Origin of the sequence: Plantactinospora sp. WMMC1484, assembly GCF_049315195.1 — a bacterium.
Classification (GTDB): Bacteria; Actinomycetota; Actinomycetes; order Mycobacteriales; family Micromonosporaceae; genus Plantactinospora.
This window is the reverse complement of sequence record NZ_CP186055.1, coordinates 4,863,382-4,887,314: the sequence shown is the minus strand read 5'-3', so window position 1 is coordinate 4,887,314 and position 23,933 is coordinate 4,863,382. Positions and strand designations below refer to the sequence as shown.

25 protein-coding genes and 1 pseudogene are annotated in these 23,933 nt (G+C 70.6%); 6 read left to right on the top strand and 20 right to left on the bottom strand.

Going from position 1 to position 23,933, the window contains the following annotated elements; genetic code table 11:
- Nucleotides 1–57 precede the first annotated feature (57 nt).
- Complete coding sequence (locus ACN28C_RS21410; protein WP_422769322.1) at nt 58–1,029, top strand: EamA family transporter; 972 nt, start codon at nt 58–60, stop codon at nt 1,027–1,029.
- Here the strand turns inward: ACN28C_RS21410 and ACN28C_RS21405 are convergent.
- The 7 genes and pseudogenes from ACN28C_RS21405 to ACN28C_RS21375 form a co-directional block, all read right to left on the bottom strand.
- Nucleotides 989–1,837, bottom strand: a complete 849-nt coding sequence (locus ACN28C_RS21405; RefSeq protein ID WP_422769321.1) for an MOSC domain-containing protein — start codon at nt 1,835–1,837, stop codon at nt 989–991. The two genes, ACN28C_RS21410 and ACN28C_RS21405, sit on opposite strands and share 41 nt — an antisense overlap.
- 242 nt (nt 1,838–2,079) lie before the next feature.
- A complete protein-coding gene (locus ACN28C_RS21400) occupies nt 2,080–2,481 on the bottom strand; it encodes a DUF805 domain-containing protein (protein ID WP_422769320.1) in 402 nt (133 codons plus the stop codon).
- 39 nt (nt 2,482–2,520) lie between these two features.
- Nucleotides 2,521–2,730, bottom strand: a pseudogene (locus ACN28C_RS21395) (hypothetical protein); the annotation flags it as partial.
- A 29-nt stretch (nt 2,731–2,759) separates the two neighbouring features.
- Nucleotides 2,760–3,341 carry a dihydrofolate reductase family protein gene (locus tag ACN28C_RS21390; RefSeq protein WP_422769319.1) on the bottom strand — a complete coding sequence of 194 codons (582 nt, stop codon included), beginning with the start codon at nt 3,339–3,341 and terminating at the stop codon, nt 2,760–2,762.
- Between the two features lie 65 nt (nt 3,342–3,406).
- Entirely contained in the window at nt 3,407–4,252 is an 846-nt protein-coding gene (locus ACN28C_RS21385) for a helix-turn-helix domain-containing protein (RefSeq protein ID WP_422769318.1), read from the bottom strand.
- Between the two features lie 609 nt (nt 4,253–4,861).
- Complete coding sequence (locus ACN28C_RS21380) at nt 4,862–5,371, bottom strand: hypothetical protein (RefSeq protein ID WP_422769317.1); 510 nt, start codon at nt 5,369–5,371, stop codon at nt 4,862–4,864.
- Nucleotides 5,368–6,216 carry a DUF429 domain-containing protein gene (locus ACN28C_RS21375; RefSeq protein WP_422769316.1) on the bottom strand — a complete coding sequence of 283 codons (849 nt, stop codon included), beginning with the start codon at nt 6,214–6,216 and terminating at the stop codon, nt 5,368–5,370. The genes ACN28C_RS21380 and ACN28C_RS21375 overlap by 4 nt, the downstream gene beginning before the upstream one ends.
- A gap of 198 nt (nt 6,217–6,414) precedes the next feature.
- Between ACN28C_RS21375 and ACN28C_RS21370 the strand changes: the two genes are divergently transcribed.
- Nucleotides 6,415–7,155, top strand: coding sequence for a phosphotransferase family protein (locus ACN28C_RS21370; RefSeq protein WP_422769315.1), 741 nt, complete (start codon nt 6,415–6,417; stop codon nt 7,153–7,155).
- A 181-nt stretch (nt 7,156–7,336) separates the two neighbouring features.
- Here ACN28C_RS21370 and ACN28C_RS21365 read toward each other — a convergent pair whose 3' ends face one another.
- From ACN28C_RS21365 to ACN28C_RS21350, 4 genes are all read right to left on the bottom strand, one after another.
- On the bottom strand, nt 7,337–7,735 hold the full coding sequence (locus ACN28C_RS21365; protein ID WP_422769314.1) for a hypothetical protein: 399 nt from the start codon (nt 7,733–7,735) through the stop codon (nt 7,337–7,339).
- 179 nt (nt 7,736–7,914) lie between these two features.
- Nucleotides 7,915–8,877 (bottom strand): threonine ammonia-lyase, encoded by a 963-nt coding sequence (locus ACN28C_RS21360; protein WP_422769313.1) that lies wholly within the window; start codon nt 8,875–8,877, stop codon nt 7,915–7,917.
- 42 nt (nt 8,878–8,919) lie between these two features.
- On the bottom strand, nt 8,920–9,243 hold the full coding sequence (locus tag ACN28C_RS21355) for a hypothetical protein (protein ID WP_422769312.1): 324 nt from the start codon (nt 9,241–9,243) through the stop codon (nt 8,920–8,922).
- On the bottom strand, nt 9,243–9,566 hold the full coding sequence (locus ACN28C_RS21350; protein WP_422769311.1) for a hypothetical protein: 324 nt from the start codon (nt 9,564–9,566) through the stop codon (nt 9,243–9,245). The genes ACN28C_RS21355 and ACN28C_RS21350 overlap by 1 nt, the downstream gene beginning before the upstream one ends.
- 258 nt (nt 9,567–9,824) lie before the next feature.
- Between ACN28C_RS21350 and ACN28C_RS21345 the strand changes: the two genes are divergently transcribed.
- Both ACN28C_RS21345 and ACN28C_RS21340 read left to right on the top strand, forming a co-directional pair.
- Nucleotides 9,825–10,859, top strand: a complete 1,035-nt coding sequence (locus ACN28C_RS21345) for a helix-turn-helix domain-containing protein (RefSeq protein ID WP_422769310.1) — start codon at nt 9,825–9,827, stop codon at nt 10,857–10,859.
- A gap of 100 nt (nt 10,860–10,959) precedes the next feature.
- Nucleotides 10,960–11,517, top strand: a complete 558-nt coding sequence (locus tag ACN28C_RS21340) for an HD domain-containing protein (protein ID WP_422769309.1) — start codon at nt 10,960–10,962, stop codon at nt 11,515–11,517.
- A 31-nt stretch (nt 11,518–11,548) separates the two neighbouring features.
- Here ACN28C_RS21340 and ACN28C_RS21335 read toward each other — a convergent pair whose 3' ends face one another.
- Genes ACN28C_RS21335 through kdpF form a run of 6 tightly spaced genes read right to left on the bottom strand, consistent with a single transcriptional unit; the run spans nt 11,549 to nt 19,738 of the window.
- Nucleotides 11,549–12,229 carry a response regulator gene (locus tag ACN28C_RS21335; protein WP_422769308.1) on the bottom strand — a complete coding sequence of 227 codons (681 nt, stop codon included), beginning with the start codon at nt 12,227–12,229 and terminating at the stop codon, nt 11,549–11,551.
- Nucleotides 12,226–14,775 (bottom strand): DUF4118 domain-containing protein, encoded by a 2,550-nt coding sequence (locus tag ACN28C_RS21330; RefSeq protein WP_422769307.1) that lies wholly within the window; start codon nt 14,773–14,775, stop codon nt 12,226–12,228. Before ACN28C_RS21330 ends, ACN28C_RS21335 begins: the two co-directional genes overlap by 4 nt.
- A 42-nt stretch (nt 14,776–14,817) precedes the next feature.
- The gene (locus ACN28C_RS21325; protein ID WP_422769306.1) at nt 14,818–15,723 is read right to left on the bottom strand and encodes a potassium-transporting ATPase subunit C; all 906 of its coding nucleotides are present in this window, start codon (nt 15,721–15,723) and stop codon (nt 14,818–14,820) included.
- Nucleotides 15,723–17,951, bottom strand: coding sequence for a potassium-transporting ATPase subunit KdpB (gene kdpB, locus ACN28C_RS21320; protein WP_422769305.1), 2,229 nt, complete (start codon nt 17,949–17,951; stop codon nt 15,723–15,725). The genes ACN28C_RS21325 and kdpB overlap by 1 nt, the downstream gene beginning before the upstream one ends.
- Nucleotides 17,952–17,992: 41 nt before the next feature.
- Nucleotides 17,993–19,648 (bottom strand): potassium-transporting ATPase subunit KdpA, encoded by a 1,656-nt coding sequence (gene kdpA / locus ACN28C_RS21315; RefSeq protein ID WP_422769304.1) that lies wholly within the window; start codon nt 19,646–19,648, stop codon nt 17,993–17,995.
- Nucleotides 19,649–19,738: a K(+)-transporting ATPase subunit F gene (kdpF, locus tag ACN28C_RS21310; protein ID WP_422769303.1), complete on the bottom strand. Its 90-nt coding sequence runs from the start codon at nt 19,736–19,738 to the stop codon at nt 19,649–19,651.
- 289 nt (nt 19,739–20,027) lie between these two features.
- On the opposite strand from kdpF, the gene ACN28C_RS21305 reads away from it, so the two are divergent.
- Nucleotides 20,028–20,450 (top strand): OsmC family protein, encoded by a 423-nt coding sequence (locus tag ACN28C_RS21305; protein WP_422769302.1) that lies wholly within the window; start codon nt 20,028–20,030, stop codon nt 20,448–20,450.
- A 121-nt stretch (nt 20,451–20,571) separates the two neighbouring features.
- On the opposite strand, the gene ACN28C_RS21300 is transcribed toward ACN28C_RS21305, so the two are convergent.
- Complete coding sequence (locus tag ACN28C_RS21300) at nt 20,572–21,519, bottom strand: endonuclease/exonuclease/phosphatase family protein (RefSeq protein ID WP_422769301.1); 948 nt, start codon at nt 21,517–21,519, stop codon at nt 20,572–20,574.
- Between the two features lie 418 nt (nt 21,520–21,937).
- On the opposite strand from ACN28C_RS21300, the gene ACN28C_RS21295 reads away from it, so the two are divergent.
- A complete protein-coding gene (locus ACN28C_RS21295) occupies nt 21,938–22,810 on the top strand; it encodes a hypothetical protein (RefSeq protein ID WP_422769300.1) in 873 nt (290 codons plus the stop codon).
- A 44-nt stretch (nt 22,811–22,854) separates the two neighbouring features.
- On the opposite strand, the gene ACN28C_RS21290 is transcribed toward ACN28C_RS21295, so the two are convergent.
- Both ACN28C_RS21290 and ACN28C_RS21285 read right to left on the bottom strand, forming a co-directional pair.
- A complete protein-coding gene (locus tag ACN28C_RS21290) occupies nt 22,855–23,301 on the bottom strand; it encodes a response regulator (protein WP_422769299.1) in 447 nt (148 codons plus the stop codon).
- 111 nt (nt 23,302–23,412) lie between these two features.
- The gene (locus ACN28C_RS21285) at nt 23,413–23,757 is read right to left on the bottom strand and encodes an STAS domain-containing protein (protein WP_422769298.1); all 345 of its coding nucleotides are present in this window, start codon (nt 23,755–23,757) and stop codon (nt 23,413–23,415) included.
- Nucleotides 23,758–23,933 lie beyond the last annotated feature (176 nt).

Below are 23,933 nucleotides of genomic sequence, written 5' to 3'. Positions count from 1 at the left end.
GAGCTGTTAAGAATCGTGAACTGGACCTTAATCGGGGTGGCGGGCAGCGTGTGCGGCATGAGATTCGCGCACCGCATGCAGGCTGTCCTGGTCGCCGCCCTCTGGGGGGTCAACTTCGTCGTCATCGAGGTCGGGCTGCGGGACCTGCCGCCGCTGGTGCTGACCGCGCTGCGGTTCGTCGCCGCCGCGCTGCCGCTGGTCTTCCTGGTCCCCCGCCCGACCTCGCGGCTGCGGTACGTGCTCGGCTACGGGCTGGTCCTCGGCGTCCTCAAGTTCGGCGTCCTCTTCGTCGCCATCGACGCCGGGATGCCGCCCGGGCTCGCCTCGCTGGTGCTGCAGACCCAGGCGCTGGTCTCGGTGGTCCTCGCCACCGCCCTCCTGCACGAGCGGCCCGGCGGTACGCAGCTCGCCGGGGTGCTGACCGGCTCGGCCGGGATCGCCCTGCTCGCGGCCGGCGCGGGCGGGCACGCCACCGCGATCGGCTTCGCGCTGACCCTCGCCGCCGCCGGCAGCTGGGCGCTGGCGAACGTACTGGTCCGGGCGAGCGGCGAGACTCGGCCGCTGTCGTTGCTGGTCTGGTCCAGCCTGGTGCCGCCACTGCCGTTGCTCGGCCTGGCCGGCGTGGTGGACGGGCCGCGGGTGGTCTTCGAGGCGATCGCCGGGATCTCCTGGACCGCGCTGCTGGCGGTCGGCTACGTCGGCTATCTCTCGACGCTCGTGGGGTGGGGAATCTGGAACCGGCTCATCGGCAGCTACTCGGTGGGCCGGGTCGCCCCGTTCAGCCTGCTGGTGCCGATCTTCGGACTCGCCGCCGCCGGAGTACTGCTCGGCGAGCCGATCACCGTGACCGAGGTCGCGGCCGGCATCGTCGTACTGGTGGGGCTGGCCCTGGTGGTGCGGACCCCGGCTGGCCGGAACGCCGCCCCGCGCCGCCGGCACGCCGCTCCTGGCCGCCGGCACGCCGGCACGAGCCGGGAGCGCCAGGCGCTCACGGTCGGTCCAGCACCTCCACCGGGTCACCGACGCTGACCGTACGACCGTCGGCAGGTCCGCCCGGTGCCGTGTGGACCGTCAACTGGAGGCCGAAGCGGAGCTTCTGGTCGATGTTCCGCCGTGCGGCGAGCATCCGCAGCGGTTCCCGCCCGCGCTTCCCGGTCTCCTGGTCGATCGTCGCGATCAGGCAGCGGCCACACTCGGCGGCGCCCTGGAACACGGCCCCGCCGATCCTGATCCGCCGGCCGACCCACTCCGCCTCGTCCCACGGCGCGGCGCCCGTGATCACCACGTTGGGACGGAACTGGATCATCGGCAGCGGCCCCTCGGCGCTGCCCGACTCCCGCAGCCAGCCGTTGAACGCGTCCAGCGACGCGGTGTTGGCCAGCAGCAGCGGGGTGCCGTCGGCGAAGCTCACCTCGGCGCCGACCCCGGCCGGAACCTCCCAGGGAACGAGGTTGCGACTCGGGTCACCGAGCCAGACCAGCCGGACGGTACGCCCCACCAGCCGCTTGAGCCAGTCGTCCGCCTCGGGGCCGGCGGCGCGTACCGGTGCGGGTGGCCGCCCCCGGTAGACCCGGACCTCGATCGCCTCGCCGCCGGTGGGTTCGGCCAGGTCGAGCCGGGGCATCCCCGGCGCGTCCAGGGTCAGCCCGCCCGGCCGGGAGACCGCCCGCATCGTCACCAGTTCCCGGTGCTGGCGCTGGGACAGGCCGAGCCCGTCGTCGTCCACGATCAGCCAGCGCCGGTCGCCGTCCAGGCCCCACGGCTCGACCCGCGCGGTGTCGCGGTCCATCCGGCGGCACCCCTTCACCGGGTACGTATAGATCGATGTCACTCGCATCTCGTCAGGATGACACGACGCGGCGTGACCGAACAGTGGGCGCCCCGCTCCGCTTTCGCCGCCCACGATGACACGTACATGCCGTACCTACTCGTACAGGGCTGGGCGAATGGCTCGCACAACATCGAGGCAGAACCTCCCGCCGGGCCGAGCAGGCCAGCCACAACGCCTGACCGGTCCCGGCCGCATCGGTGCGGAGCCGGAGGGAGACACCGGCTACGAGCGGCACCTGGGCATCGTCGTCAGGTCGCCCACCCGGGTGCGGCGGTGTGCTTCGGGCTGGGACCGAAGCGGTTTGGACCGGGCGTGCCGTCCAACACGAAGAACACCAGCAGGACGATCGCACCGACGAGCGGGATCAACCCGATCAGGATCCACCAGCCGGAACGATCGGTGTCGTGCAGGCGTCGCACGGCAACCGCCAGCGACGGCAGCAGGAGCGCCAGGCTGGCGATCAGGTTGAGGAGGCCACCGGAGGCACTCGACCCTTCGAAGTCGGTGCCCAGCGCGCTGTCGAGGATCGACGTCACGATGCCGACGAGGAGCGAGAAGAGGAAGAACCACCAGTACTCGGCGCGGCGTGCCCGCCCGCTGAATCCGACGTACTGGGAGAGCACGGAACGAACGGCGGCGGTAAAGGACATGGCGACTCCCAGCGTCTGAGGGTGAAGCGGTGCGCGGTGTCAGGATATGCGGCGGCGGCAAGAGCGCGCCGCCCTCGGGGTGGGCTCGACGGTCCTGTCGCTGATCTCGTGCCAGGGTGATCTTGCCGCGTAGCGGTCGGGTCGAAACGTGTCGACGGGCATGGCCCAGCCGCGCGATCCGGCGACGAACACACCGCCGTATGCGGCGAGGATGCGGCCGACGTCGGCGTCCGACTGCAAGGTCACGACAACCCGAACGCCGGGTCGACACCGGTCGGTCAACGGCGCACCCGATAGCGCAGGTGAAGCACCCGGTTGCCCTGAATCACCACGTCAGGATCCTCCAACAGGTGCTGCGCGTGGACCGACCCGAAGTAGCGCTTGCCGGACCCGAACACCACGGGTACGACGTCCATGCGCACCTCGTCGACCAGACCCGCGGCAAGCACCTGGCCACCGACGTCGCCAGCGGCGACCTCAACCACGCGGTCACCCGCAAGCTCCTGCGCCTTGGCCACGGCTGCCTCGACGCCGTCGACGAAGTGAAATGGCGCGTCGGGGTCCCAGCCCTCTGGCTCCGGCCGGTGCGTCACGACGACCACGTGGTCGATTCCGCCCGGAGGCTTCCCGTCCCAGCCGTCCGTCACATCGAAGACATGGCGGCCGACGACTGTCACCCCGATCTGGTCCCAGTACGGCCGGGTGTAGTCGTAAGACGTTTGCGACACCTTGACCTCGCCGCTCTCGTCCAACGGGACGTCGCCGCCGGACAACCAGTCGAACAGGGGTCCGGGCTGGTCATTCTCGTCCGCGACGAAGCCGTCCACCGACACCGAGCTGTACATGACAACCTTGCCCACGGGGCGCTCCTCTGCTTTGGGTTCCCCCAAACTAGCGAGTCGTGAGCTGTCACTCTTGTAAGGAATCAATCGGCCGGCAGCGGCCAGCTGTCCAGCACGTGGCCGGGATGCTCGCGCAGGAACTGCCGCCGGACTTCGACGTACCGGGTCGGCGTGAGCCCGGTGAACGCCCGGAACTCGTGGCCGAAGTGGGCCTGGTCGAAGTAGCCTGCGCCGCCGGCGACGTCGCCCCAGTCGATCGGTCCGGCGACGTTGATCGTGAACACGGTGGCGGCGAAGCGGCAGGTGCGGGCCAGCCGCTTCGGTGTGACGCCGATGAGCTCCTTGAACCGCTGTGCCAGATGAGTGCTGCTGACACCGGCCGCCACGGTCAGGTCGCCGATCGCCACCGCCCCGCTGGTCGCCGCGATGACGCTGCTCGTATGACGGACCAGCCGCAGGCCGGCGGTCTCGCACAGCCGTCGCATCAGCTCCTCCTCGAGCAGTGTCAGCATCTGGTGCGGTCCATCCGCCGTGGCCAGCCGGTCTCGCAGCTCAGCGATGGCGGGCCGGCCCCACACCTGCTCTACCGCCACCGGCCGGTCACACAGCTCGGCCGCAGGCATCGGCAGGAACGGCGCCAGCCCCCACGGCTTGAAGTGCACACCGACTGACCGGGTCCGCAGTGGGTAGCCGAAGTCCCACGCGCGGGTGGGCATGGTGACCACGCAGCCGTCGGCGTACTCGGCCGTCTCGATGTCGGTGCCGGCGCGGATGCGAAACGGCGCTCCGAGGTTGACGATGAGCAACGCCGCCGGCATCGGCGGCAGCGTCAGCCGGGCGTACGGCGACGCGCCCTCCAGGTAGTAAAGGTCGTCGATCAGCCCGTCCAGCGGCGGTCGCGGCACTCGGGACACGTACTCCACGCCCATAGCATCGCCGACGCCCCACCGACATCGGGCGCCGGGATGGTCCAGCCCTCGTTCTCCTCCATGCGCAAGGTACACGTTGACGTGGCGCGGACGCGTATGGAAAGCGATCGTCTCTTGTAGCTCGGAGTGTCACACTGTCGCGGTGTAGCTTCCGGTGCGCTGCATGCCGGAACGTGCTGAGCATCCCTGTCCGGCTGGTCGACCTGCCCGCGTCGCAGCGGCCGACCGAGGACTCCGCTGGGCTGCACTGGTCGCTGCTCGATCACCACCATGTGAACCCCCCGCTGCTCGACCCCGGCACCTACCCGATCGATGAGGCACCCTGGTCGCTTCCCGGACCGACGACTGCGATGTGGCCCAGGAGACGCGTCTCTACCCCGCCACGGTGCTCCGGGAGACCTGCGACGGCGAGGCCGCTCGCATCCGGGACTCATTCGAGCTGTTCGCCGACTGGGACAAACCACCGCCGGACCGCAGGCAGTTCGGCTGGACGCCCAAGGCCACCCGCCCACGACCCGGACTCACACAGCAACCCGCTGGGGCGGCCGAAACCTGCGAGCAGATCTCTACCAAGACGACCCACCCGCCTGAACGGTCGAGGCGGTCGGCCTAGTGAGCAGCATTGACGCCGCCCCCCTGATGCCTGCGCGGCCAGCGGTTGTTGTGTTCGACGTTGTCGATGTCCCAGAAGCGGATGTGGGCGTACGTGCCGGGCAGGTCTGCCGCGGCGGCGAAGTCGATCTGAAGCTCGCGCGTCCAGTGTCGTTCCTGCCCGCCCGCCAGTACCGGCGTGTTGAACGTCACCATGGTCGTCGGCGGGTCGAGCGTGCCGCTGTAGTGCACCCGCCGCACCGGGCAGGGGAACGTCCAGTGGATGCTCACATTGTCCACGGGGAGTTGGCCTGGGTTGTGGGCGGTGATCCGGAACTGCCAACGTGCCGTACCGTCGGCGTCAGGGTGGTGCGGCGCCTCGATCGGTTGCCAGGACACGGCCACGCCCTCGCGTGCCACCCGGCGTTCGTGCCGGGCGGCCCGGTTCAGCAGCAGCAGTTGCCAGCCGGCGAACAGCAGACCCACTCCGGCGATCAGTGCCGAGCCGACGGCGGTCCACTCACTCACCGCGGTGCTCCCGTCCGGATGGTTGTGGTGATGCGCTGGCCGGGACGGGTTGGGGCGATGATAGTGGCCGCCGTCGTTGCCGGATCGCCTGAGGCTCCGAGGACCTGGCAGCGGGACCGGCCGTGCCGATACCACAATGCTGCCGTCCAGGCACACAGCACGGCGTCGATGAGATCCTCCCGATGTTTGTACGCGGCATCGTCGATCGGCGCCGGCAGTGCGGCCAACCCGGCGGTGCGCGGGTGCGAGTCCAGGATCATCGGCGGATCAGCGGCGGCCAGCCGGCCCAACCGGCCGACCAGGTCGTCACAAGCCGCGGCCCGCTCGCCGCGCCACTGCGCCACCGGCATCCGGTGTGGCTTGCGTTTGTAGCGTGGCCGCTGCACGTCGTAGCCCAGCTCCTCGACACCGACCAGAGTGGTGTACGGATAGCACTCGCTGACCAGCCGGCCATCGACCGGGGGACCACCACGGCCGTCGTGGTAGGTCCAGCCGCACTCCTGCAGCCTGGCCAACAGGGTCACTCCGGCGCGTCGTGGCGAGGCCTGATTCGTGGTGTTCGCGCTGACCTTCCATCGGCCGTAGCACTGCCCGACCTGCCGTTCGCATACCCGCTGCCCGGTGAGGTTCTCCACCACCAACGGCGCGTCAACGAACAGCAGTGCCGACCGATCGCCAGTCACCTCCTGCACCCAGTCGGCTGTCGCGGCCACGCCACGAGTCCACCCCGCTTCCAGCACGATCCCGCGCTGATCGAGGGCCGCCACACCGGTCTCGTTGGCCGGCGCCGAACCAGCTTCGTCCCGCCAGGCAAGATCGACACCGATGAACCGTTCGATGGACACCGAACCGGTATAGCGCCCCTACCACCGCACCAGAACCGGCCAACCAGACAGTCCTGTATTCGCCTCCGGGCATCACCAGGCCAACGGTCCGACGAGCGAGGGTCGGCCAGGAACGCATGCCGGTGCCCGGTAACGCTCTCCGACGCACACGCGACAAACCTGCGGCGATGTGGATGATCATTCCGCGATAATGGTGACGTGGACACGCTCGAGGTCGTCGTCGCCCACAGCGAGCGTGCGACCCTCCGCGTCGGCGACGTGTACCTGAAGATCGACGTCGATCAGACGCGCACCGATGTCGAGGTCGAGGCGATGGCCATGGCGCCGATCCCGACCCCGCAGGTCCTCTGGCGCAGGCCACCCGTACTCGCGCTCGCTGCCCTGCCAGGCACGGCGCTCGGCCGCCTCGGCGAGCCGTCGCCCGCGTCGTCGGCGGCATGGGTCGCGGCGGGCGCGGCCACACGGGCCCTGCACGACGCGCCCCTACCGCCCTGGCCCGGTCGGCGCCTCGACGAACTCGCCGCACGACTGGACGGCGAATGCGAATGGCTCGTCACCAGCGGTGCCCTCCCCCGCGACCTGGTCACCCGCAACCGCCAAGTTGCCGAGGCCGCCCTACGGCCGTGGAAACCGGTGTTCATCCACGGCGACCTGCAGATCACCCACGTGTTCGTCGACGAGGACACGATCACCGGCGTGCTCGACTGGTCGGAGGCCGCCCCGGGCGATGCCCTCTACGACCTCGCCGTCCTGACACTCGCGCACGAGGAGCACCTCGACGACGTGATCGCCGGCTACGGCACCGATGATGTGGACCTCGACGTCATCCACGGATGGTGGTCATGGCGAAGCCTGGTAGCGGTCCGCTGGCTGGTCGAGCACGGCTTCGACCCGTCCTTGCCGGGCTGCGAGTTCGACGTACTGAGATCCCGGATGTGAGACCGCACGGACCCGGCGGCCACGACCGGGCGACACGGGGCGCGGCCGGGTGTGTACAACCAACCAACGGCGGATCTGCTGATCAAGGGAGGTGCGCCAGATGACGACCGAGAAGGCCACCGTAGGCGCCGACGTCGCCGAGGTCTCCGGCCGATTCTGGGCCGCCGACGCGGCTCACTGGCTACCGGGAGAGGTACGCCTTGATGCTTGTCGGGAAGCGCCCTGCAGCGCCCGCCATGGCGGTCCGCGCCTCGCCGGTCACCGGCACCAGAGTGGTCTCCTGGGGCGGTACGACTATCAGGTCACCGACCGGTACGACCTGATCGGCCTGCTGACGCTGGTCACCCTCGGGCTCGGTCCAGATGATGTAGACCAGCCGGACGCTCATCTGCTCGCTGTCGTCATTGCGCAGGGACACGGCGGTGAACTGGCTGTTGCGGTCGAGCACGCGGCCGGATTCGTCAACGGGGGTGACGACGGGATCGATATGGACAACTGGCGCCTTGACCGTCTCCGTGGTGCGCACGGACACGAGCACATCCTCGACCAGTTGGGCTCCCTCGCCTGTGAAGATCAGCACATCGAGGCCCGGTGGTCAGGAAGCCGGCGATCGCCCTGAGGGGTAGCGATGTTGCACGCAGATGCCGACCGGGGCCGGTCGCAGTCGAGGTGGGAGCACCGGAGCAGGATACGAACGGACCCATCGCTGTGTTGACCCGCGATGTGGGTCGACCTCGCTCACCTCGCGGTGCCGCTGGGTCAGCTGCGGATCCAGCGGTGGTACGCCTCCGGGTCGACGTTGCTGCCGCAGATGATGGTGGCCACGTGGCGGCCGGCGAAGCGCTCGCGGTCCTCCAGGATGGCCGCGACGCCGAGCGCCGCCGACGGCTCGACGACCAGACCCGCGCGCTCCAGGAGCATCCGCATCCCGGTGACGATGGACGTCTCGTGAACCAGGACGGCGTCGTCGGCCACCGCGATGAGGTCGTCCAGGACCTCGGGGATGGGGTACCGGCCGGCGACGCCGTCGGCGATGGTGTCGGTGGAGTCGGTGGTGACAACTCGTCGCCGGTGCCAGGAGTGCGTCATCGCGGGGGCGCCGACCGGCTGCACGCAGATCACCTCGACGTCTGGCGAAAGGGTCTTCAGCACGTGGCCCACGCCGGTGGCCATCGCGCCGCCGCCCAGCGCGATCAGGACGGCGTCGAAGGAGGCCGGCCCGCCCGCCAGTTCCAGGCCGATGGTCGCCGCGCCCTCGCAGGTCTCGATGTCGAGGCTGTCCTCGACCAGCCGGATGCCGCGCTCCCGCGCGATATCCACGGCCCGTTCGCGGGCCATCTCGAAGTCGCCGTCGACCAATTCCAACCGCGCACCCAGCGCCTGGATCCTTTCCAGCTTGGCAGCGGGCGCGCGGCGTGCCGCCACGACTGTCACGTCGAGGCCACGGCGGCGACCGGACCACGCGAGCGCCTGGCCGAGATTGCCCGCACTGGCGCAGACCGCCGCCGTCCGACCCTGGTCGGTCAACATGCTGGCGACAAGTTCCGTGCCGCGGGCCTTGAAGCTGCGCACCGGGTTCGCCGTCTCCAGCTTGATGCTCACGGTGCAGCCGAGCTCGTTCCCGAGGGCGTCACACTGGTAGAGCGGAGTGTGCAGGAAGACCGGGTCGATGTTCCGGAGGGCCGCGCGAATCCGGGCACAATCGAGGCGCGTGCTGACCATGAGCGGGAACGTATCGCAGTACGACGCCGCCAGGCGCGGCAGTTATGGGGCGTCCCGTGCCGCCTGTGGCCGCCGCGTGGTGGACGGCTGCCGACGGGTGCGCTCGTTGCGGTGCTCGACAGCGGCGACCGGCGTTCGCGGAGCCGCCAGGCGCAGCCCCGCGACCTGCACGAAGATCTCGCGCTTCTCCGTCGCCTGGCCGCCGGTGGCGTCGAGCACGTACCCGGTGCACCAGCACCACCCGTGGTATGTGGGTTTCCGGCTGACGCTGATGATCCGGACCCAGATGGCACGTGGGCCGGAGAACTGTACGCTCGCCGCGCCGTCCACGCGTACCACCTCGCCGGGTCGGGGTGGCTGCCGCATCAGGGCAACGGGATCAGGAAGCCCGGCCCCGCCGGGTCTATCCGCACCCAGCAGCCCGCCAGGTCACCGCAGACGGGATATCTGCCATCGGCACCGGGGCTGTGGTCGTTGGTCAGCCGGTAGCCGTTGACCAGGATGTCGACGGAGGTGAACGGTGCAGGGTCACCGGCGTCGTTCGTCCAGCCGACGAACCGGTTGTGCAGCCAGCCGGCGGGTACGTGGCGCAGATCCTCGGCCGCCTCCATCAACAGGTGCGCCAGATAGAGGATCATGGCGGTGTAGCTGCCGGCAAACTCGTCGATCAGTTCCTTGCGTCGGGTCACGCACGGCCAGTCGGCGCGGCACTGGCGGCATGTCCAGTCAGGAACGGACGGTTCGTGGTCGCTCAGCACAGCTCCTCCCTTTCGTCGAGGCTGTCCCATCGCCGCAATCAGGACTACTGCGAAGCCGTCTCCGGCTTTCGCCTACTCATGGGCGTTCCCATCTGTCGATGACATGAGGCTACGATCGTGTGACGGATCGCGGAACTGACCGCCAGTACGGATAGGCGGTGGAGCAAGCGGGAGAAGCGGAGGGAGTCCATGGCACGCGGACTAACAACCCTGACCGGGAGTCACAGTTCTCGCGCAGTCGGCATCGTATCAGGGTACGTACTGAAGATCGCCCGGCAATCTGCGGCGTTGACGCAGGAGAAGCTCGCCGAGAAATTGACGGTCGATGTCTCGACCGTTCAGGGATGGGAATCTGGTCGCCGTCCGCTTTCCGCAATCAACGCTGGCGACTTCTTCCGCTTGTGCGGTCGGTTATCTCGGCTCGGTGCACCGGCATCCACCGGGCGCCATCTGCGCGAGGCAATCGAGGCCGATCAGGTGCTTTCGACCGGCATTACAGCGGGCGCGACTTGGGTCAATCCGGACAGTCATCCATTGGCTACCAGCGTCCATCGTTGGACGACCACGAACCTGATAATATGGCCTATCACCGAAAAGATGCCGCAACACCTCCACGAGTTCAGATCTTATATGCCTCGCCGTGGACCCAATCCGTCGCAGCCCACATTGGACACGGAGGAACGCAGACGCTTCTTTGATCATTTGCTTTTCGTAGCAGAGCATGCCCGAAGGGCCAATGAGGCGCTGTTACACCGACAAGCTGTCTATCTGCTTGGGTTCGACGGCAGGTCGAGGGTGGCCGACTGGCTTCGTGCGGAATGGAACCGCGCCGGCCGCCGGAAGGTCGAACCGGGAGATGTCACCGGCCTCTTGGAGGCGCGCTCTTCCTCAGTTGCGCTGGCAGTCGCCGGCGACAGTACCCACCTTTACAAATTCGTCGAACAGGTGGCAGACGGGCCCGGGGAGGTAGCGAATCTCAACTACTGGGCATACTGGATCGGCGAACTCAGCAATGATCAGATCAGCGATGCGTTCATGTTGGATACCGATACGCGCTCCTGGACCGGCGCCCGGTTGCTACACCATCTCATGAACCGCCTCCAACCCGACTCACCTCACCTGCCACTGAACTTGTGTACGCTGCACGCCCTTTTTACTTTCCCGACCTTCGCTCCTTCATGGACGTCCTGCCGTCCGCGCGTCACTCAACGACGTACTCGCTAGGCTCGCCTCGACCGATGACCTCGGCCGAGCCGAGCGTGACCGACTTACAGGGCTTCAGTACGCCGTGCGTACAGCCAACTACTAGGAAAGGGGACAAACCGTGCGTGACGCCGAAGCGCTCGCCGCATTCGGGTACGAACTCGGGCTGTTGAAGCGCGTCCGGCGCTCCGGCTGGTGGCACGCGGGCGTACGCGATCCGGAGTCGGTCGCCGAGCACACCATGAGGACCGCCCAGTTGGCCGCACTTATCGCCGCCGAAGAGGGTGCCACCCCCACCCGCGCATCCTTCCTCGCGCTGTGGCACGACAGTCAGGAAACGCGGACCGGCGACCTACCGCACACCGCCACCGCATATCTGACCAAGCCTGACCCGCGCGACATCACCGCCGACCAGACCGACCGGCTACCCGAGCGCAGCCGTGCGGTGGTCCGTGAGGCCGTGGATGAGTACGAGTCGCGGGACAGCCTCGAAGCGGTGTGCGCCAACGACGCCGACAAGCTGGAGATGCTGCTCCAGGCTGTCGAGTACGGCGACATCGGCGTGCGACGCGTTGACGGCTGGATCGACTCAGCTCGTAAGAGCCTGAAGACGGAGACCGCACGGCGCATCGCCGGGGCGGCGGTCAACCTGTCTCCGCTCTCGTGGCGTGAGGGGTGAGGGTGGGCAACAGTGCCTCTGAGCGCTCCGGTCAGGGCTGGAAGCGGTAGCCCATTCCCGGCTCGGTCAGCAGGTGCCGGGGGCGGGACGGGTCGTCCTCCAGCTTCCGGCGCAACTGCGCCAGATACTGCCGCAGGTAGTTCGTCTCCGACTGGTACTGCGGACCCCAGACGTCGTGCAGCAGTTGACGCTGGCTGACCAGCCGGCCCGGATTGCGTACCAGGATCTCCAGCAGGTGCCACTCGGTCGGGGTGAGCCGCACCTCGGTGCCGTCGGCGGTGCGGACGGCGCGCGCGGCCAGGTCCACGGTGTGCCGGCCGATCTCCACCGCCGGCACCTCCTCCCCCGCCCCGGCCGCCCGCCGGGTCACCGCCCGGACCCGGGCCAGCAGCTCGTCCACCCCGAACGGCTTGGTCACGTAGTCGTCGGCACCGGCGTCCAGCGCCGCCACCTTGTCCTGGCTGCCGGCGCGGCCGGAGAGCACGATGATCGGCACGTTCGTCCAGCCGCGCAGCCCCCGGATCACCTGCACCCCGTCCATGTCCGGCAGGCCCAGGTCCAGCACCACGAGATCGGGGCGGTGGCTGGCGGCGAGCCGGAGCGCCGTCGTGCCGTCCCCGGCGACTTCGACGTCGTACCGCCGGGCCCTCAGGTTGATCCGCAGTGCGCGGAGGATCTGCGGCTCGTCGTCCACCACGAGTACCCGGGTCACCCGGCACCCTCCTCGCCCGCCACCGGCAGCCGCAGCATCATCGTCAGCCCGCCGCCCGGGGTCTCCTCCGGCTCCAGGCTGCCGCCCATCGCCTCGGCGAGCCCCCGGGACAGCGCCAGCCCGAGGCCGAGCCCGGCGTGGTTGTCCCGGTCCCCCTGCCGCTGGAACGGCAGGAAGGCCCGCTCCCACTGGTCCCGGGGCAGTCCCGGGCCCCGGTCCACCACCCGCAGCTCGACGAAGCCGCCGTGTTCGCTGGCGGTGATCGCCGGTGGCCGGTCCGGCGGGCTGAACCGCAGCGCGTTCCCGACCAGGTTGACCAGGACCCTCTCCAGCAGGCCGGGGTCGGAGCGGACCGCCGGCAGGTGGTCGGGGAGGTTGACCCGGACCCGCCGGGCCGGCTCGCCCAGCTCGTCCAGGGCCGCCGGCACCACCTCCTCCAGCCCGAACGAGGCGGGCCGCAGGCCCAGCGCTCCGACCTGGAGCCGGCTCATGTCGAGCAGGTTCGCCACCAGCCGGGTCAGCCGGGTCAGCCGGTCCAGCGACTCCTCGGCGGTGGCCAGCAACTCGTCCCGGTCGGCCGGGTCGAATTCGACGTCGGCGCTGCGCAGGCTGGTCACCGCCGCCTTCGCCGAGGCGAGCGGGGTACGCAGGTCGTGGCTGACCGCCGCCAGCAGCGCGGTACGCAGCCGGTCCGCCTCGGCGATCGGCCGGGCGGCGGCGGCCTGGGCGGCGAGCCGCTCCTGTCGCAGCGCCACGGCGGCCTGGGCGGCGAACGCCTGCACGATGCGCCGGTCGGCGGCCGGCAGCACCCGGCCGAGCAGCACGAGTCGCAGGTCGTCGTCGACGCCCACCTCGGCGTCCCCGGCCGCCGGGGTGCCGCAGGGCTCGGCACCGACGTTCGCGGCCACCCGCCAGGCGCGCGGGTCGCGTTGCGGGTCCGGCCGCTCCGGGGCGTCCGGGGAGCGTTCCAGCAGGGTAACCGAGACGAGTCCGAAGGTCTCCCGCAGCCGCTCCAGCAGCGCCGTCAGCGGCCGGGCGCCGCGGACGACGCTGCCGGCGACCGCGCCGAGCAGCTGCGCCTCCGCGCTGGCCCGGGCCGCCTCCCGGGTACGCCGGGCGGCGAGGTCCACCACCCCGCTCACCGCCGCCGCGACGAGCACGAAGACCACCAGGGCGAGCACGTTCTCGGTGTCGGCGACGGTGAGCCCGTACAGCGGCGGGGTGAAGAAGTAGTTGATCAGCAGCGAGCTGAGCAGGGCGGCGAGCAGCGCCGGCCACCAGCCGCCGACCAGGGCGATCCCGACCACGGCGGCGAGGAAGAGCAGCAGGTCGCTGCCGAGCGAGAGCCCGTCGGCGAGGAGCCGGAGCAGGTAGGTCAGCAGCGGGATGCCGAGCACGGTCAGCCCGAAACCGATCAGCCGGCGTCGCCGGGAGAGCGCGGCCGGCGGCGCGGTCAGCCGGCCCCGGCCGGCCTGCTCGTGGGTGACCAGGTGTACGTCGATCGGCCCGGAGAGCGCGGTCGTGGTGGACCCGACGCCTCGGGAGAGGATCTGGGCGAACCGGCCCCGGCGGCTGGCCCCGAGCACGATCTGGGTGGCGTTGGCGCCCCGGGCGAAGTCGAGCAGCGCCGCCGGGACGTCGGCGCCGACCGCCTGGTGGTAGGTGCCACCGAGCTGCTCCACCAGGATCCGCTGCCGGTCCAGGGCGGCCGGGTCGGCGCCGCGCAGCCCGTCGCTGCGGGCCACGTGGATCGCCATCAGCTCGGCGCCCTTGCTCCGGGCCGCGATCCGGGCCGCCCGGCGGATCAGCGTCTCCCCCTCCGGCCCGCCGGTGAGCCCGACCACCACCCGTTCCCGGGTCTCCCAGGGCACCGAGATGCCCTGGTCGGCCCGGTACCGGTCGAGCTGGTCCTCCACCTTGTCGGCGAGCCAGAGCAGCGCGAGTTCGCGAAGCGCGGTGAGGTTGCCGATCCGGAAGTAGTTGGCCAGTGCCGCGTCGATCTTGTCCGGATGGTAGATGTTGCCGTGCGCCATCCGCCGGCGCAGCGCCTCCGGGGTCATGTCGACCAGCTCGACCTGCTCGGCGCCGCGTACCACGCCGTCCGGCACGGTCTCCCGCTGCGCGACCCCGGTGATCTGCTCGACGACGTCGTTCAGCGACTCCAGGTGCTGGATGTTGACCGTGGAGAGCACGTCGATGCCGGCGTCGAGCAGCTCCTGGATGTCCTGCCAGCGCTTGCCGTTGCGCGAGCCGGGCACGTTGGTGTGGGCCAGCTCGTCCACGACCGCGACCTCGGGCCGGCGGGCCAGCACCGCATCGAGGTCCAGCTCGGTGAAGTCGGTGTCCCGGTAGCGGATCGTCCGGCGCGGCAGCACCGGCAGGTCGCCGAGCATCGCCGCGGTCTGCGGGCGGCCGTGGGTCTCGACCAGCCCCACCAGCACGTCCGTGCCGCGCGCCGCCCGGCGGTGCGCCTCCTCCAGCATCGCGTACGTCTTGCCGACGCCGGGGGCGGCCCCGAGATAGATGCGCAGTTGCCCGCGTGCCACGCTGCCGATCCTGCCTTATCTCCCGGGGCCGCCCGTGGCCGATCAGCCGCCGACCGGGAAGGCGCGGTCCAGGGCGAGGTTGAGTTCCAGCACGTTGACCCGGGGCTCGCCGAGGAAGCCGAGTCCCCGCCCGTCGGTGTGCTCGGCGACCAGCCGCCGCACATCGTCGGGGCTGGTCTGCCGCTCCCGGGCGACCCGGTTCACCTGGATCTCCGCGTACGCCGGGCTGATGTGCGGGTCGAGGCCGCTGGCGCTGGCGGTGACCGCGTCGGCCGGCACCGCCGGTTCGGCGGGCGCATCGCCCCGGACCGGGGTGACCACCCCGCCGGAGTAGTCATCGCCCGGCACGGCGCATTCGACGGCGACCCCGCCGAAGGTGCCGACGAACGGGGTGGCGGGGCAGGGCTGGTTGACGCTGACCGCCCGGGTCACCGGCCCGGTCAGGCCGTCGCGGTGGAAGACCCGCAGCACCGCACCGACCCCGTCCGGCGTGCAGTACGGTCGGCTCCCGTCCACCCCGTCGAGTTCGCCGACGGCTCGGCTGCGGGCGCAGACCTGGGTGAGCAGGCTCTGCGTACCCTCGTCGGGGTTGCCCTCGGCGTCGACCGTGCCGGGCACCGGCAGGATGTCCTCGACGCTCTCCGGGCCGAGGTTGCTGGCCGAGGTCGAGGTGGGGTCGTAGCCGTCACCGGCGGCCGAGGGTCGGGACTGGAAGTATCGCGGGACGGGGTTGCCGTCCGCGTCGGTGAAGGACTGCCCGATCAGCCGGCTGCCGATGACGGTGCCGTCGGCGGTGCGGACGACCGAGCCCCCGGCCCGGTCGTGCAGACCGGGCAGGTGCCCAACCCCGACCATGAGCAGCGGGTAGGCCAGCCCGAGCAGCGCGGTGCAGACGAGTACGGCCCGGAACGCGGCCAGGTGGTGGGCGAGCCAGGTGGGTAGGCGCATCACGAGACCCCTGGAATGAGCGAGATGAGGAGATCGAGAATCTTGATTCCGGCGAAGGGCGCGACGACCCCGCCGAGGCCGTACACCGACAGGTTGCGGGTGAGCAGACTGCTGGCGCTGCCGGGCCGGTAGCGCACGCCGCGCAGGGCGAGCGGGATCAGCACCACGATGATGATCGCGTTGAAGACCACCGCGGCGAGGATCGCCGAGGCGGGGCTGGAGAGCCGCATGACGTTGAGCGCGTCCAGGCTCGGGTAGATCCCGACGAAGATCGCCGGGATGATCGCGAAGTACTTGGCGATGTCGTTGGCGATCGAGAAGGTCGTCAGCGCGCCCCGGGTGATCAGCAACTGCTTGCCGATCTCCACGATCTCGATCAGCTTGGTCGGGTCGGAGTCGAGGTCGACCATGTTGCCGGCCTCCTTGGCGGCGGTGGTGCCGGTGTTCATCGCCACCCCGACGTCCGCCTGGGCCAGTGCCGGCGCGTCGTTGGTGCCGTCACCGGTCATCGCGACCAGCCGGCCGCCCTCCTGCTCCCGCTTGATCAGCGCGAGCTTCTCCTCCGGGGTGGCCTCGGCGAGGAAGTCGTCCACCCCGGCCTCGTCCGCGATCGCCTTCGCGGTACGCGGGTTGTCGCCGGTGATCATCACGGTCCGGATACCCATCCGGCGCATCTCGTCGAACCGCTCCCGCATGCCGGACTTGACCACGTCCTTGAGGTGGATCACCCCGAGGGCGCGGGCCGGCTCGCCGTCGACGTGCTCGGCGACGACCAGCGGGGTGCCCCCACCGCCGCTGATCCCGTCGACGATCTCCCCGACCTGCTCGGTCGGGTGCCCGCCGTTGTCCCGCACCCACTTCATCACCGCTGCCGCGGCGCCCTTGCGGAGCCGCCGGGCCGGGCCACCGGGACCGCCGTCCACAGCGGAGTACGGGGCCAGGTCGACCCCGGACATCCGGGTCTGCGCGGTGAACGGGACGTGGCGATCCTCGCCGTGCCTGCCGGCACCGAAGTCGCTGCCCGCCAGACCGGAGCGCTCACGCAGACCGTACGCCGTCTTGGCCAGCACCACGATCGAGCGCCCCTCCGGCGTCTCGTCGGCCAGGCTGGCGAGCTGGGCCGCGTCCGCGACCTGCTCGGCGGTGACCCCGGCGACCGGGACGAACTCCGCCGCCTGCCGGTTGCCGAGGGTGATGGTGCCGGTCTTGTCGAGCAGCAGCGTGTTGACGTCGCCCGCCGCCTCGACGGCCCGGCCGCTCATGGCCAGCACGTTGCGCTGCACCAGACGGTCCATCCCGGCGATGCCGATCGCGGAGAGTAGCGCCCCGATCGTGGTCGGGATCAGGCAGACCAGCAGGGAGACCAGCACGATGCCGGTGACCCCGTCCGCGTCGACCGCGGTGGTGTCCGGCGCCGCGCCCTGGAACTCCTTGGAGAAGATCGCCAGCGGCTGGAGCGTGACCACCGCGACCAGGAAGATGACGGTCAGCGCGGCGAGCAGGATGTTCAGCGCTATCTCGTTCGGGGTCTTCTGCCGGTTCGCCCCCTCCACCAGTGCGATCATCCGGTCGACGAAGCTCTGTCCCGGCTGCTGGGTGACTCGCACGACGATGCGGTCGGAGAGCACCTTCGTGCCGCCGGTGACCGCGCTGCGGTCCCCGCCGGACTCCCGGATCACCGGGGCGGACTCGCCGGTGATGGCCGACTCGTCCACGCTGGCGATCCCCTCGACCACGTCGCCGTCGCCGGGAATGACCTGCCCCGCCTCGACCAGCACGATGTCGCCGTATCGCAGCTCGGTGGCGGCGACCGCCTCCTCGCGGTAGCCGCCCGGCCCTGCCCCCGGCGACCAGCTGGTGAGGCGGGTCGCGACGGTGTCGCGTTTCGCCTGGCGCAGCGTCGCCGCCTGCGCCTTTCCCCGGCCCTCGGCGACCGCCTCGGCCAGGTTGGCGAAGAGGACGGTCAGCCAGAGCCAGGCGGTGATCGCCCAGGCGAACCCGGTCGGCTCCGCGACAGCGAGCACGGTGGTGAAGACCGCGCCGACCTCCACGATCAGCATCACCGGGTTGCGCCACAGCGTCGCCGGGTTGAGCTTGCGGGCCGCGTCCGGCAGCGAGCGGAGCAGTTGCCGCGGATCCAACAGCCCGCCGCCGACCGGGCCACCGCGCCCGGGGCCGGCGGAGGGGAGCCCGCCGGAGGGGGCGGGCACTGCCGGGCTGACAGTCATCGTGCTTTTCCTCACCATGTTGTGGAGAACTCTCACGGCGCTCACAACCCCTCGGCGAGCGGGCCGAGCGCCAACGCGGGCAGGAAGGTCAGCGCCACCAGCACCACCGTCACGCCGGTGAGCATCCCGACGAAGAGCGGCCGGTGGGTCGGCAGCGTCCCCGCCGAGGTGGGCACCGGGTTCTGCCGGGCCAGCGAGCCGGCCAGACCGAGCACCAGGATGATCGGCAGGAACCGGCCGAGCAGCATGCAGAGCCCGAGCGCCACGTCCCACCACGGGGTGTTCACCGTGATGCCGGCGAACGCCGACCCGTTGTTGTTGCTGGCCGAGGTGAAGGCGTAGAGCACCTCGGAGAGGGCGTGCGGGCCGACGTTGAGCGCCGTGGCGTTGTTGCCGGTGGCGAAGGCAACTGCCGTGCCGATCAGGACCAGTAGCGGGGTGGTCAGGAAGTAGAGGGAGGCGAACTTGATCTCCCGTGCGCCGACCTTCTTGCCGACGTACTCCGGGGTCCGGCCGACCATCAGGCCGGCCACGAAGACCGTGATCACCGCGAGGACGAGCATGCCGTACAGGCCGGCGCCGACGCCGCCCGGCGCCACCTCGCCGAGCATCATGTTGACCATCGGCATCATCCCGCCCAGCGCCGTGTAGGAGTCGTGGAACGAGTTCACCGAGCCGGTCGAGGTGAGCGTGGTGATCGCGGCGAAGGAGGCCGAGTTGGAGACCCCGAACCGGGCCTCCTTGCCCTCCATCGCCGCGCCGACCGCCTGCGGCACGGTGCCGGCGCCGGTCAACTCGAAGACGTTGGTCAGGGTGATGCTGGCGATCGCCAGGACCGCCATCACGGCGACGATCGCGTAGCCCTGCCGGTTCTGCCCGATCATCCGGCCGAAGACCCGGGGCAGACTGAACGGGATCAGCAGGATCAGGAACAGCTCGAACCAGTTGGTCCAGGTCGTCGGGTTCTCGAACGGGTGGGAGCTGTTGACGTTGTAGAAGCCGCCGCCGTTGGTGCCGAGCTCCTTGATCACTTCTTGCGAGGCGACCGGGCCACCGGTGAGCGTCTGGGTGCCGCCGGTCACCGTGGCGACGTCCGTACCGCCGGAGAGGTTCTGCACCACCCCGCCGACCATGAGCACGAGAGCACCGAGCAGCGCGATCGGCAGCAGCACCCGCAGGGTGATCCGGACCAGATCGACGAAGAAGTTGCCGAGCCGGTCCGTACGGCTGCGGGCGAAGCCCCGCACCAGGGCCACCGCGATCGCGATGCCGACCGAGGCGGAGGCGAAGTTCTGTACGGCGAGCCCGGCCATCTGCACCAGATGACCCATTGTCGACTCACCCGAGTACGCCTGCCAGTTCGTGTTCGTCACGAAGCTGACCGCGGTGTTCCACGCGAGGTGGTCGGGCACCGCCTCGAAGCCCAGCGAGAGCCAGAGCCGGTCCTGCAGGCGCAGGAAGGCGTAGAGGAAGAGTATCGAGACAAGGGAGAAGGCCAGCACGCTGCGCGCGTACGTGCCCCAGGACTGTTCGGCGTGCGGGTCCACGCCGATCAGCCGGTAGATGCCCCGTTCCACCCGGGAGTGCCGGGTGCCGGTCACCACCCGGTAGAGGTGGTCCCCGAAGGGCCTGTGCACCGCCGCCAGCGCCGCGGCGAGCGTGCCGAGCAGGATGATGCCCGCGGTTGTCGTACTCATCTAGAAACGCTCCGGGAAGAGCAGGGCGGCGAGCAGGAAGACGACCAGCCCGGCCGAGAGCACCAGGCCGACGAGGTTGACTGCGCTCACAGTCGCTCCACCGCCCGGGCGACCAGGGCCAGGGCCGCGAAGAGCCCCAGCGTCAGCAGCACGAACACGACGTCGATCACGCCAACGTCCTCTCCAGCGCAGATGTCCAGGCGCCCGTTTTCGGTCGCCTGACCTATCGAAGCCCGCGGCGGGCGCGGCAGTGGCCGGTTCTGACGGTTCGGCTACGCCCCGGGCCGGCTTCTTGACGCTCTCTTGACGCCTGACCAGCGGGTTTCCGGGCGGCCGTGCCGGGTAGCCCTCGCCGGGAGCCACACGGGGAGGGTGCGGGATGCCGGAATCGGAAGCCTGGGTACACGAGGCCACCGCGACCGCCGAGGGAGGCCGGCTGCATACCGACGACGGCGAACTCTCCACCACGCTGGCCTCACCGTTGGCGCCGCACTGCACCGGCCTCGCCCCCGAGCAGTTGCTCGCGGCGGCGTTCGCCTCCTGCCTGCACCACGCGGCGGTCGAGGCGGCGACCGGCATCACCGACGAGGCGCACACCGTCCAGGTGCGTGCCCAGGCCCGGCTGGCCCGGGACGCCGACGGCCTCTACCGGGCGGACGTACGGGCCAGTATCGCCTCGGCCGGCCTGAACCGGGACCAGCTCACGGACCTGGCCCGGTATGCCGACCGGCTCTGGCCGTTCTCCAGCGACGGCAGCCGGCACACCCTCACCGTCGGCCCGGCGGAGCCCCGCAGCCACTGACCGGAGCCGCGCCACTGACCCGAGCCGCGCCACTGACCCGAGCCGCGTCCACCGGCCCGAGTCGCGTCCACCGGCCCGAGTCGCGTCCACCGGCCCGTCCAGGATCACGGCCGGTGCTGGATCAGCGGAAGCCTGCGGTGACGGCCCGGTGGTCGCTGGCCGGGGTGCGCAGGACCCGGGCATACGCTGCGGTGAGCCCGCGGTAGAGCACATGGTCGGGCCGGGTGACCGGCAGCGCGGCGGGCCAGGTGAAGCCCGGTCCCCGTCCCGCGTCGGCCTGTGCGTCGTGCAGCAGCTCGGTCAGGGGCTCGATCATGCGGTCGGTGGAGGCGGTGTTGAGGTCGCCGAGCACGATCAGCCGCTCGGCCCGGTCATGCCGGATCCGGTCGGCGAGCGTGGCCACCGTGCGGTCCCGGGTGCCGGTGTCCCCGGCCCGGGCCGAGCCGAGATGTACGACGTAGACGACCACGTCCCCGCCGGGCGCCGCCACCACGGCCCGCAGGGCGCGGGTCCAGGCCAGCCCGGTGTCCACGCCGACGTCCTCCCGGATCGGAAACCTGCTCCAGAGCGCGACCGTGGAGACCGCGGCCCGGTGGGGATAGCGCTCGACCAGCACCCCCGCGACCGGCTCCCGGGTGTCGCCGGAGATTTCCTGCAGGGCGATCAGGTCGGGCCCGGTCCCGGCCAGGCTGGCCACCGTCGCCGCCGGGTCCGGATTGCCGGCCCGTAGGTTCTGGCTCGCCACCCGCAGCCGCACCGACCCGCCGCCGCCGTCGGGCAGCCACGCGGTGCCGAACAGCGCCACCCAGAGCAGGGCTGGCACCAGCGCGGCGGCCAGCGCGATCCAGGACCGGCGCAGCAGGGCCACCAGCCCGAGCAGCGGCACGCCGAGGCCGAGGAAGGGTGCCGCGCTGTCCACGAGGCTGCCCAGGCCGCGCACGTTGGGGATCAACCGGTGGCCGGCGATCAGCGCGGTCAGCAGAGCGGCCGCGATCAGGAGCGGCCGGCCACGGCGCCACGCCCGCCCGGGCGGCCCGCCATCCGCAGTCTTGATCTTGCTTTCCGCCACCGGAAGAATCGTATCGGAGCGGGTGGCTCCGGACGCCGACGATCACCCAGGTACGCCTCGACCACCCGGGCCGGGTCCCCCGACCACCCGGGCCGGTCCCCCGACCACCCGGGCCGGTCCCCCGACCACCCGGGCCGGGTCTCTCGACCATTCGAGCCAGGTCCGGATCGGTCCGACCGTCCGGGACGAACTGGACCGAACGGTGGAACCGGACGATCTTCCGAGCAGGAGCGCGTGCCCGCGGCGAACCGTCCCCGGCTGGCGCATCCGGAGGAACAAGACGGACATACCCGATCAGCCCGGTCCCGGCACGGTCGGTGGGCGGTGCCGGCGATTGACCGGTTGACCAGGCAAAAGTGTGGTGTAGGCCACCGATCCGACCGGCCCCATTCAGCTCGGCGTTACCTAACCTCGGCGGGTGCATCACACGGAACATGCAGATCGCGGCGAGGACACCGGAGCGCAGGCTGACCGTTCGGCGGATACCGGCTCCACCGAGAAGGTAACCGGACGCCACCGGGCCCCCGAGCGACGCCGGCTGCCCCGGACCCGGGCACTGCTCTCCGCCACCCCGTTCCGGATCGGTTCGGTCGCGACGGTGGTCTGCTGCCTCGGCGCGGTGGCCTTCGTCGAGTCCCGGGCCGCGACCACCGCTCCGATCGAACCGACGCCGGCCGGCCTGCTCGCCGAACGCGCCGCCGAGGCCGAACGGCAGCCGGCGTCCCGGGCGACCGAACGGGCACCCGAGCCCCCGCCGGCCGCCACCCCCACCCCAACGGCCGCCCCCAGCACGCCGACCGCCGAGCCGACGGCGGCCCGGACCGCAGTCGCCCGGGCGAGCAGAAAGCCGGCCCGGCCGACCCCGGTCGCCGGGCTGACCCAGGCGCAGATGGACAACGCCCACACGATCGTCCAGGTCGGCGTGCGGATGGAGATCCCACGCCGGGGCCTGGTGGTCGCCATCGCCACCGCCATGCAGGAGAGCAACCTCTACAACCTGGCCAGTGGCGTGCTACCCGAGTCGCTCGACCAGCCGAACCAGGGCGTCGGCTACGACCACGACTCCGTCGGGCTCTTCCAGCAGCGCCCGAGTTCCGGGTGGGGCAGCGTCGCCGACCTGATGCGCCCGGCGTACGCGGCCGAGCAGTTCTACTCGGCGCTGCTCGAGATAGCCGGATGGCAGGAGATGAGCGTGACCGTCGCCGCCCAGTCGGTGCAGATCTCCGCCTTCCCCGACGCGTACGCCCAGCACGAGCAGCGGGCGACGACTGTGGTCGGCGCGCTCGTCTGAGCGGGTCGGCGACCCGGAACGCGGCGAGGGTGGTCGGCGACCACTCACTGCCGCTTGGGCAGCACCACGATCTGGCCGAAGAACTCGTCGATCCGCCGCACCACGTCGTTGAAGTCGTCGAGGTCGATGGGCTTGGTGACGTACGCGTTCGCCCGCAGGTTGTAGCTGCCCAGGACGTCGTTGTCCGCGTTGGAGGTGGTGAGGACGACGATGGGGATGGTCCTCAGGTCGTCGTCGCTCTTGACCCTGTCGAGCACCTGCCGACCGTCCATCCGGGGCATGTTCAGGTCCAGCAGGATCATGTCCGGCCGGGAAGCCTTGCGGTGTCGTCCCTCGCGATAGAGGAACTCCATCGCCTCCTCGCCGTCGCCGACCACGTCGATCGACTTGGGTATCCCCGAGCCGACCAGCGCCTCCTCGATCATCAGGACATCACCGGGATCGTCGTCGACGACCAGGATCCGCACGGGGTTCGGCTCGGCTGCGTCCACGGCATACCCGCCTCTGGTTGATGGGATGGTACGGAGCGTACCCGCGTCACCAGCGCTCCGAGGTCTCCGGCAGGTTGCCGACCATCGACGCGGCGTGCGAACTGTAACGGATCATCGGTCTTTCACAGTGGCGGGGTCGTGCCGCTCCCGGTCGAAGCGGAGCAGTTCGTCGAGGCCGCTGATCCGCAGCACCCGCTCGACCCGCCCCGTCGCACCGGTCAACCGGAGCCAGCCGCCTCGCGAGCCGGCCTGGTCGTCTCCGCGCACGAAAGCGGCCAGACCGCTGGAGTCGCAGAAGCTCAGCTCCGCGAGATCGACGAGCAACCGCCGGTGCCCGGCGTCGAGCAACTTGTCGATCTCGGCACTGAGCTCCGGGGCGGTAGTGATGTCAAGCTCACCGCCCAGGTGGAGGCGCACGAGTTCCGCGTGCACCACATGCCTGACGGTGAAGACCACGCCCGCCTCCGTGCGATTTACCAGCCGATACTTGCAGTCAGGCAAGTATACGCAGCGGCTCGATCGACATCGAGAGCCGGTGCGGCGGATCCGCGCCTCGCCTCACCCGGCCACGCCGTGACCGGCGACCATTCGGTTTGCCCGGCACGGCCGGGGGAAGGTGCCCACCGGGACCG